Below are 2,613 nucleotides of genomic sequence, written 5' to 3'. Positions count from 1 at the left end.
TGGAGAATCTGTCGTTCTGGGATTCCATTATACCAAAAAAAAGAAAGATGAATTATAGACCTTAGACTATGGAAAACATTGCACTGGCATTATCCGGAGGTGGATTTAGAGCAGCTTTATTTTCTGTGGGAAGCTTGAGTTACCTGAACAGGCTTAAAGTTGGTGACCACAGTTTATTGCAGCAGGTCAAATATATTTCTTCGTCCTCAGGAGGTAGTATTGCCAATTTAGTGTACAGTAGTTATATTTTTAAGGGCAAAACATTTGAGGAAGCCTATGTAAGACTCTGGACTGATCTGGATGGGGAAGACCTGATCAAAAGGGCTTTTAAACTATTGAAAGACGATCGCAAATGGAAACACCGTCGGGAGAAAAGCAGGAATCTGGTCAATGCTTTTGCTTTAGCCTACGATGAATTATTTGAAGGATTGAATTTTGAGCTTTTTTCAGACCGGAGCGCAGATCCGCACCTGGATGAGATCTGCATTAATGCCACAGAGTTTGCAAACGGGGTTTCTTTCCGTTTTCAGTCCCAGCATCCGGGCAACTACCCCAAGGGCAGGATTGGGAACGCCTATATCAAGTTTAAAGCCAGAGGAATGGCTGCTGCAAAAAAGATGAAACTAGCGGATATTCTGGCCAGTTCTTCTTGTTTTCCAGGTGGTTTTGAACCTGTGGTTTTTCCAGACGATTTTGTGTACAAAGGACTAAGTAAGCACGAACTGCTGGAACATCTGGTGTATAAATATAGTCCAAGTACCCTGCCTAAGGGAAAAGATTGGCTGCATAATCCTGATTTTGATAAGAATACGCAATTTTGCCTGATGGATGGAGGGGTTGCAGATAACCAGGGAATTGAAAGTATGGTTTTAGCCAATGAAAGGCGAAGGGAGAAGTTTGGGGATTTTAGTATGATGATCCTATGTGATGTTACGAGTTATTTCATGGATGCCTATACTTTTCCTACAGAAAACAGAAAACACTGGTATGAAAGAGTAAATATCCAGCAGCTGATCAATCTGCTTAAAATATTTGCGGTGTTAAACGCCGGGATGCTGGTGAGTGCCTTTTTGTTTGGCTGGCACAATTGGGTGCGGGTATTGACGATTCCGGGATTACTGGTTACTTTTTTGTATTTACTTGGTACTTACCGGCTTTCAGATGCCAGAAGGGTGGCTGCAGAAAAACAGAACACCTGGGTAATCGTATTTTTTAAGTATGTGGATTATTTTCTGAAGGTGAGGATCAGTGCCGTCCAGCAGATGATTATGGCCAGGTTTAAATCGGTGATGATGATGAATACTGACATCTATCTCAAACAAATCCGGCGCTTATATTATGATAAGATCTTTAAGCACTCCAAGCTTAAAAAGGTGGCGGTGATGAACTCCATTTATGAATTAAGCAAAGCCAATCAAAAGCTGAAAAAGGAAAAACCAAAATTGAAAACCGAGGTGGGCTTTTCAGCGGAACAGCCAGTCATCACAAATATCAAAGCCTCTGAGGCCATGATGGAGGTTGCTGAAAAGGCAAGAACTATGGATACCACCTTATGGTTTGATGATAACCATACCAAAGACAACCGAAAGGCAGCCATTATTGCAACAGCCCAGTTTACTTTGTGTTACAATCTGATTAACCATTTCAGCCAACCAGAAAAGGCAATGGCTTTGACACAAGAGGAACAAGACCTGAAGCGGCTCTTGTTACAAGACTGGCACTTGTTTCATAAAGATCCTTATTTTATGTATAATGAAATGGGAAAACAACTGATCCCGGATTTTGCTGCAGCTGTGTAATTTATTGAATATAAACAGTTTTGATATTCACAAACTCATGGATCCCATATAAACCAAGTTCCCTGCCATAACCGCTTTGGTTAATGCCGCCAAAGGGTAAACGGGGATCTGATTTGACCAGCGAATTCACAAAACAAGATCCTGCATTCAGTTGCTCACGTGCAATTTTTTCGCCCAGGCTATTGTCCCTTGTAAATACAGCAGATCCCAATCCGAAAGGAGAATCGTTCGCAATCCGGATGGCATCTTCTGTGTTCCTGGCAGAAATGACCAAAGCGACCGGACCAAATAATTCCTCTGTATAAGCTGGCATTCCTTTTTTGATACCTGTTAAAATAGTAGGCGTATAGAAGGCATGATTGCCTTTATAATCGGGAACAGATCCGCCCAGAATACATTTTGCACCTGCCGCTATATTGTCTGTTACCTGCTGATGAAGTTCGTCCCGAAGATCGGTTCTGGCCATTGGACCAAGATGAGTTGCCGGATCTAAAGGATTCCCTGTGGTTTTGGAAGCCATTTGTATCCTGAATTTTTTAATGAATTCTTTTTCTACAGCTTTGACCACAATAAATCTTTTGGCCGCAATACAACTTTGTCCGTTGTTGATGAGCCTGCTTTCTGCACAAATACGGGCGGCCATATCCAGATCAGCATCTTCAAGGATGATATAGGGGTCGCTTCCGCCAAGTTCCAGTACAGATTTTTTAAGTACAGCTGCGGCCTGGCTCGCTACCTGCATTCCTGCGCCCGTACTACCTGTTAAGGTCACCGCTTTAATCAGCGGGTTCTCTATAATTCCTTTTACAGCTTT

General features: G+C 42.3%; 2 protein-coding genes. One reads left to right on the top strand and one right to left on the bottom strand.

Annotated elements, in window-relative coordinates:
• The first annotated feature begins 68 nt into the window (after nt 1–68).
• A complete protein-coding gene (locus VNZ46_RS23655; protein ID WP_325563237.1) occupies nt 69–1,799 on the top strand; it encodes a patatin-like phospholipase family protein in 1,731 nt (576 codons plus the stop codon).
• A gap of 1 nt (nt 1,800) precedes the next feature.
• Here VNZ46_RS23655 and VNZ46_RS23650 read toward each other — a convergent pair.
• A partial coding sequence (locus VNZ46_RS23650; RefSeq protein WP_325563235.1) for an aldehyde dehydrogenase family protein occupies nt 1,801–2,613 on the bottom strand: 813 nt, incomplete at its 5' end.

Source organism: Pedobacter sp., assembly GCF_035566355.1.
Taxonomy (GTDB): Bacteria; Bacteroidota; Bacteroidia; order Sphingobacteriales; family Sphingobacteriaceae; genus Pedobacter.
This window is presented reverse-complemented; position numbering and strand designations above follow the sequence as displayed.

What these genes read in the sequence shown, in the direction of transcription:
- VNZ46_RS23655 (WP_325563237.1), top strand. Translation starts at nt 69, where the DNA reads ATGGAAAACATTGCACTGGCATTATCCGGAGGTGGATTTAGAGCAGCT.